Below are 6216 nucleotides of genomic sequence, written 5' to 3'. Positions count from 1 at the left end.
GGCTACTTCTGACTAAAGTTATAGCGTCTGCCATTTGCGGAACCCCCCCATTACGTAGACTCCTTGGGTCGACTAAAAGCGGCCACGTTCTGTGGCCAACGTCGACACTTGAGCGTCCTGCTCTTCGAAACAGCGCGAGCCGAAAATCCACTTTGTAACGTGTTTTTCTTTGCAAAGGTAGTTGAGGCCGTGCCAGGCGGCATAGAAAACACTACGAAAGCGATCTTTGCTTGAGTAGATGTTGCACTTGTACCCTTGAGTGAAAGCGAAGTAATGGGCCGAAGCATTGGACATACACATAAAAATATTTCAAAATGGCAACATAGAGTTTTTACAATTTATACTCCATTACATAACTGTATTACTTGGTATAAATACTGTAATAACAAGGATTTTATACTTTCTTATCTTATAAAAAAAGTCACCCTTAGTGGGTGACCTTTCTAAATCCTTTAAATTGTTTTTTATCATAAAAGAAATATACGGTCATATAGATGGATGCAAATAATAGAGGTATTGTGAAATATAAAGGTATAAGACGCATTAAACCGAAGATATTTAAGATGAGAGCAAATAAAGGTAAAATAAGCAATAATAAACGCATGGCCAGCACCACCTTTTTAAACTTGATAAGTCTTTCTATCTATGCGAAGCTTACGAAAATAGACGTGCGACAAAATTGTGAATTAATTCACAATTTTATTTTTTATCACGTAAATACTTACTATACTAAGTATAAATTAAACAAAAAATCCCTTTGTTTGACCAAAAACTTTCACTCATCCCCCCCTTATCTAGTAATAAGTAAAGCAAAAGAGTACATGTCATGAAGACAAGTACTCTTTTGCTTTACTTTATTTAGCATATTTCCAAAAGTAGCCGAATTTTACCGGTACTTTTTCAACAAGCTGCTTGAGTTGAAGTTTTTTCATTTCCTTTTCTGTCTTTTCTATCGACCAATCATATACAACCGCTATTTCTTTTGTTCCAACAAAATCATAGTGGGATAAAAAGTCTATCAGCTTTGGTTTTTTTGCTGGTAATGGTTCTTTTTGGAGCATTTGTTTTAATACCTTTACATAAATTTCATATGGATAAATACCAGAAATTTTTAATCCTGCATCATCTTCTGATTCGTTAAAAAAAACCATCGTCGGAATATATTCGACATCCATTTCTTTCGTGAGTTTCAGATCACATTGCAAGGCTTTTTTTGAGGAATGGGAATAAAGATCCCCCTTAAATTCATCAATATCTAAATGAACGGATTTCGCACAACTGATTAATATTTCTTCTTGTGAAATATCTTGTTTATCAAGAAAAGCGTTCTCTTGTAATTTACGTAAAAACCGCTTGCCTGCTTTTTTTCCTTGTAGCTCAGCTGCTTTAATAGCAATGGAAGTAAGCCATGGATAATGAATCGGATTTTCTATCCATAAATCACCATCACAACTCATTCCAGTTCGACTTGCGGTTTTTTCCCACATATCTTTTAATTTACGTGGTTTTTCAAATTTATCTTTATGCAGATTTATTAATTGCCCACTCAAAATGGTCCGAATTGTAAAGAATCTACCATATTCAATGGTGAGTTTTTTAATATATGGTTCCAATGACCAACATTCTGGACAGAGGGGGGGATCAACAAACAAATATATCTCAATGGGTTTCTTTAAAACATCAATAAAGTGATAATGCGCTGTTTGGTTGCGATCTTGATGTTGCCAGGACCCGGCAGAGTTCCAATTCACAATGATTCTCCTTTCTGTTCAGGTGTATTCATCATGTGATTGGCTGTTAATGTAAGCCGATCAAACATTGCACTTCGATAAGGTTCTTTAATATTTGCTTCTTCCAAAGCACCTGCCATACAGGTTAACCAGGCATCTTTTCTTGTTGGAGTGATAGGGAAGCGTAAATGTCGCTTTCTTAACATTGGATGCCCATGTTCTTGTATATATAACGGTGGACCTCCAAAAAAATGAGTTAAAAATTGTTTTTGTTTCCTTGCAACTTCTGTAAAGTCATCAGGAAAAAGTGGAATTAGATCAGGATGTTTAGAAACTCTTGCATAAAAAGCCTCAACTAATTCTTCAATTTTTTGTTGTCCGCCAATCATCTCATATATGGAGCGCACTGAATCTGTCATATCCTTCATACCTTTCATACCATGTCACTAAAGAAGAATATTATTCTTTATGTTACTATATTGTAACAGTGTTTATAGCGAACTAGCAAATTATGTGTTTTGATGATAAAACACCATGTTTAATAAGGGTTTAACTGTTATTATACAGTGTTCACATCCTATATGGATAATCTTTTAAATGTTTAATGACTGATAGAATCGTTCAATTTTATTTGCAGTAGATCGTTTAGGAATTTGGTGCTCATTAAGTATCTCGTTAAAAACTTTGTAGCCATGTTTTTCTTCTTGTGCTTCTAATTCTAATTCATAATCTGTCTGATTATTATATTCACTTTTGTCTAATACAAGTAGCGTATCTTTATAATTTATTTCCATTCGAAAGGTTTTTAACATGCCACCATATTTCAAATCTTTTAAGTGAATTTGTATAGCATTCAGAGCATTTTGAATTTCTGTTTTTGAAATGTAGTTGCCACTTATCCATTCATTCATTTCTGTTTCTGTTAAGTCAGCATGTGTTTCCAATAACCCAGCACCTTTAGGATTGGGTTGTTTTAATGTTAATTGAAAACTTCTGGCTTTTTCTCTAATACGTAATGCTGCATGATGTTTCTTTAGTTGAAAATCATAAGTTTCAAAATAATGATTAATTTGTTCTGTTGTTGTGAACTTATGTGAACGAAAATGATCAGCAAGGTGGTGATATTCCGCTTTGTTTAAAAGATTCTTAAATTCAATCTCAACTTCCTGTGCCACATCTTCAACTCCTTCTTTATCTTAACTGTAAATTATGTTCCTGTGATTTTATCCTGTAAATGATGTCTATTTTATTTTGAAGGATTGTATCTGAAAAATCAAAGAATACGAAATAGCCTATCATTACTTCTTTTTTTTGAAATATGGTAAAATAATCACTGATAAAGATAAATTAGGTGGTGCTTGAAATGAATTGGAGAAATTTCTTGGCTCCATATTCGCAAGTGGTGGAAGAGTTAAAAGTAAAGCTAAAAGAAATGCGATCTCAATTTGAATATGAATCCAGCCATTCACCAATAGAATTTGTAACAGGTAGAGTAAAGCCTGTATCAAGTATTATAGATAAAATGAATCGCAAGAATATACATATGGAAGATATAGAGACAGACTTACAAGATATTGCAGGTGTGAGAGTGGTTTGCCAATTTGTTGATGATATTTATGATATTATGCACCGATTATGTTCTCGTAATGATTTCGAAGTTATCGAAGAAAGAGATTATATAAATCATAAAAAGGAAAGTGGCTATCGTTCTTATCATTTAATTATTTCCTACCCTGTCGAAACCATTCATGGCGAAAGAAAAATAACAGCAGAGATTCAAATTCGGACATTAGCAATGAACTTTTGGGCGACGAATGAGCATACGCTTAATTACAAATATGAAGGGCGAATACCAGTAAAAGTGCAAGATAGATTAAAACGTGCAGCAGAAGCAGCTTTTAAATTGGATGAAGAGATGGCAAAAATAAAAGACGAAATTCAAGATGCTCAAAGGATGTTTAAGACGAATAAACAAATACGCGAGAAATAATGGAGGTATGAACATGCACTATACAATTTTATCCAGAAGTGATCAAAAATCAGAAATGATTAAGGGACGAATGAAAAAATATTTAGATGATTTTGATTTCGTTTTTGATGAGGAGGAACCAGAGCTGATTGTTTCTGTTGGCGGGGGGGATGGGACTTTTTTAGAAGCCTTTCATTCTTATCAGCATCGATTAAAAGATACAGCCTTTATAGGTATACATACGGGACATTTAGGATTTTACGCTGACTGGGTACCGGAAGAAGTAGAAAAATTAATTATCGAAATAGCAAAAAAACCATTTGAAGTAGTGGAATATCCATTATTAGATGTAAAAATTCATTCGAAAAATGGAGAAGGTTATAAGCACTTTTTAGCATTGAATGAAGTGTCGGTTAAATCAAATGAAGGTACAGTAGTAATCGATGTGCATATAAAAGGCGCGCATTTTGAACGATTCAGAGGAGATGGTTTATGTGTTTCAACACCCTCAGGAAGTACTGCATACAATAAAGCGTTAGGTGGTGCAATCATTCATCCTTCTTTAGATGCTCTTCAAATTGCCGAAATGGCATCGATTAATAATCGTGTTTTTCGTACAATTGGATCACCATTAATTTTACCGAAACATCATGTTTGTGAGTTGTTACCGTTATATCAGGATCGCAATTTTTTAATTACGTTAGATCATTATAATGATATTTACGATAATATTGACAGGATTGAATGTCGAGTCTCTGATGAAAAAATTCGCTTTGCTCGATTTAGAGCTTTCCCATTTTGGAAAAGGTTCATGATTCTTTCATATCTGATGAAAGATAAGAGTTGGTGATCAAATTGAAATGGAATGTAAATGAAGAGCATGCGGGTCTGTTATTAAGAGATTATTTAATGAATGTAGTTGGCATTTCAAAACGGTTACTAACTGCAGTTAAATTTGAAGAGGGTAAATTATTAGTCAATGACCAGGAAGTAAATGTCCGTTATACGCTTAAAGAAAACGATCAGATAGAAGTGGTTTTTCCAGCCGAAAAAAGAAGTGAATTATTAGTAGCTGAGGATATACCGATTGATATTGTTTATGAGGATGTCGCATTATTAGTTTTAAATAAGAAAGCTAATATAGTTACGTTACCATCGCGTCTTCATCCATGTCATACTTTGGCAAATGGTGTTATTTATTATTATGATCAACAACAGATAACATATACGGTACATGTTGTCACGAGATTAGATCGTGATACATCAGGGTTACTATTAATAGCTAAAAACCGCTACATTCATTCCATATTATTTCGTGATCAACATCAACATACAATAAATCGAAAATACCAAGCCATTGTTACAGGGCTATTGCAAGAAAAAAAAAGGTACAATATCCTGTCCTATTGAAAGAGATGCAGACTCGATTATTAAACGCACCGTCTCACCACATGGGAAGCGAGCTATTACACATTACCAAGTAAAAGAAGAACTAAACAATGCTTCCTTAGTGGAAGTCAGCTTAGAGACTGGAAGAACCCATCAAATTAGAGTTCATTTTTCAGCTGTTGGGCATCCCTTAATTGGAGATGATCTCTATGGGGGGAGAAACAACGACATTGGGACGTCAAGCACTTCATTGTCATCAATTAGCATTTAACCATCCGTTGACAAAAGAGCGAATGCAGTTTAATATTCCACTCGCAACTGATATAGCACAAGCATGGCAAAGATTAAAGTAACACATATATCGCTTTACAAACTACCAATTCAGAAGGTTAGCTAAACTTTTCTTGTATAAAAGGTTGTTGGGAATGGACACTGACAATGTGCTCTTCTGGTAAACGAAAGGCGCTTAGGCGATTACCAAAAACACAGCCAGTATCAATATTCACGGTATGATTGACAAACCGTGGCTCTAAGACAGGGGGGGTATGCCCGTAAACAATCCAATGACTTCCTTGATAGTGTTGCGCCCAATCTCTGCGGACAGGTCTTCCATCATGTAGTGTTTCTCCAGTTATATCACCATATAGCACAAATGTTTTTACCTTTTTATCATTACGCCCAATATACTTTTCCGGAATACCTGCATGTGCGATAACGGTATCTATTTTATGTATTACCTGATAGAGTGGAGCCTGTTCATATAAAGTGATCATCATCTTTTTTACTATTTCTTGTTCTTGTGTAGAAAGCTCTTGATACTCAGCAATGGTTGTTTCTAACCCATGTTGTGGTATGACTTTATTGCCTAAAAAATAACGATAAAGCTTATCACAGTGATTACCAGGTACATAAAAACCTTGTTTGAGCTCAATAACAACATGGTAAACGAAACGAATAACATCTAATGAACAAGGTCCTCTATCTGCTAAATCTCCTACAAATGCAAGCTGTCGGTTGTCGGGGGTGATAGATATTCCCTTCAGACCATTGATAACCCAACTTCATTAATAAATCCATTAATTCTTGATAACAACCATGAATATCACCGACTATATCTACTTTCATTGT

At 34.6% G+C, this 6216-nt stretch carries 8 protein-coding genes and 2 pseudogenes; 5 read left to right on the top strand and 5 right to left on the bottom strand.

Going from position 1 to position 6216, the window contains the following annotated elements; translation table 11 throughout:
- Window positions 1-427: 427 nt before the first annotated feature.
- From JCM21714_RS21700 to JCM21714_RS12625, 4 genes are all read right to left on the bottom strand, one after another.
- Complete coding sequence (locus JCM21714_RS21700) at window positions 428-604, bottom strand: hypothetical protein (protein ID WP_235182828.1); 177 nt, start codon at window positions 602-604, stop codon at window positions 428-430.
- A 250-nt stretch (window positions 605-854) separates the two neighbouring features.
- Window positions 855-1751 carry a ClpXP adapter SpxH family protein gene (locus JCM21714_RS12635; RefSeq protein ID WP_035724822.1) on the bottom strand — a complete coding sequence of 299 codons (897 nt, stop codon included), beginning with the start codon at window positions 1749-1751 and terminating at the stop codon, window positions 855-857.
- Complete coding sequence (locus tag JCM21714_RS12630) at window positions 1748-2149, bottom strand: globin domain-containing protein (protein ID WP_035724828.1); 402 nt, start codon at window positions 2147-2149, stop codon at window positions 1748-1750. Before JCM21714_RS12630 ends, JCM21714_RS12635 begins: the two co-directional genes overlap by 4 nt.
- Before the next feature lie 174 nt (window positions 2150-2323).
- On the bottom strand, window positions 2324-2905 hold the full coding sequence (locus JCM21714_RS12625) for a CYTH domain-containing protein (RefSeq protein WP_035724820.1): 582 nt from the start codon (window positions 2903-2905) through the stop codon (window positions 2324-2326).
- 188 nt (window positions 2906-3093) lie between these two features.
- Here JCM21714_RS12625 and yjbM point away from each other — a divergent pair, with 188 nt between their 5' ends.
- From yjbM to JCM21714_RS24785, 5 genes and pseudogenes are all read left to right on the top strand, one after another.
- Window positions 3094-3720, top strand: a complete 627-nt coding sequence (yjbM, locus tag JCM21714_RS12620) for a GTP diphosphokinase (protein WP_035724818.1) — start codon at window positions 3094-3096, stop codon at window positions 3718-3720.
- Window positions 3721-3733: 13 nt separating this feature from the next.
- Window positions 3734-4539, top strand: a pseudogene (locus JCM21714_RS12615) (NAD kinase).
- Between the two features lie 6 nt (window positions 4540-4545).
- The gene (locus tag JCM21714_RS24795) at window positions 4546-5109 is read left to right on the top strand and encodes a pseudouridine synthase (RefSeq protein ID WP_439644468.1); all 564 of its coding nucleotides are present in this window, start codon (window positions 4546-4548) and stop codon (window positions 5107-5109) included.
- Entirely contained in the window at window positions 5057-5359 is a 303-nt protein-coding gene (locus tag JCM21714_RS24790; RefSeq protein ID WP_439644467.1) for a pseudouridine synthase, read from the top strand. The genes JCM21714_RS24795 and JCM21714_RS24790 overlap by 53 nt, the downstream gene beginning before the upstream one ends.
- A complete protein-coding gene (locus JCM21714_RS24785; RefSeq protein WP_439644470.1) occupies window positions 5298-5441 on the top strand; it encodes a hypothetical protein in 144 nt (47 codons plus the stop codon). Before JCM21714_RS24790 ends, JCM21714_RS24785 begins: the two co-directional genes overlap by 62 nt.
- A gap of 36 nt (window positions 5442-5477) precedes the next feature.
- On the opposite strand, the pseudogene prpE reads toward JCM21714_RS24785, so the two are convergent.
- A pseudogene (prpE, locus tag JCM21714_RS12605) lies at window positions 5478-6213 on the bottom strand (bis(5'-nucleosyl)-tetraphosphatase PrpE).
- Window positions 6214-6216 lie beyond the last annotated feature (3 nt).

The organism is Gracilibacillus boraciitolerans JCM 21714, from assembly GCF_000521485.1.
In the GTDB taxonomy this organism is placed as follows: domain Bacteria; phylum Bacillota; class Bacilli; order Bacillales; family Amphibacillaceae; genus Gracilibacillus; species Gracilibacillus boraciitolerans.
The sequence above is the reverse complement of the archived record's forward strand: the minus strand, read 5'-3'. Positions and strand labels throughout refer to the sequence as shown.

Coding starts and splice junctions, on each gene's coding strand:
- JCM21714_RS12630 (WP_035724828.1), bottom strand. CDS start 2,149: ATGACAGATTCAGTGCGCTCCATATATGAGATGATTGGCGGACAACAA.
- yjbM (WP_035724818.1), top strand. CDS start 3,094: ATGAATTGGAGAAATTTCTTGGCTCCATATTCGCAAGTGGTGGAAGAG.
- JCM21714_RS24785 (WP_439644470.1), top strand. CDS start 5,298: ATGGGGGGAGAAACAACGACATTGGGACGTCAAGCACTTCATTGTCAT.
- JCM21714_RS21700 (WP_235182828.1), bottom strand. CDS start 604: ATGCGTTTATTATTGCTTATTTTACCTTTATTTGCTCTCATCTTAAAT.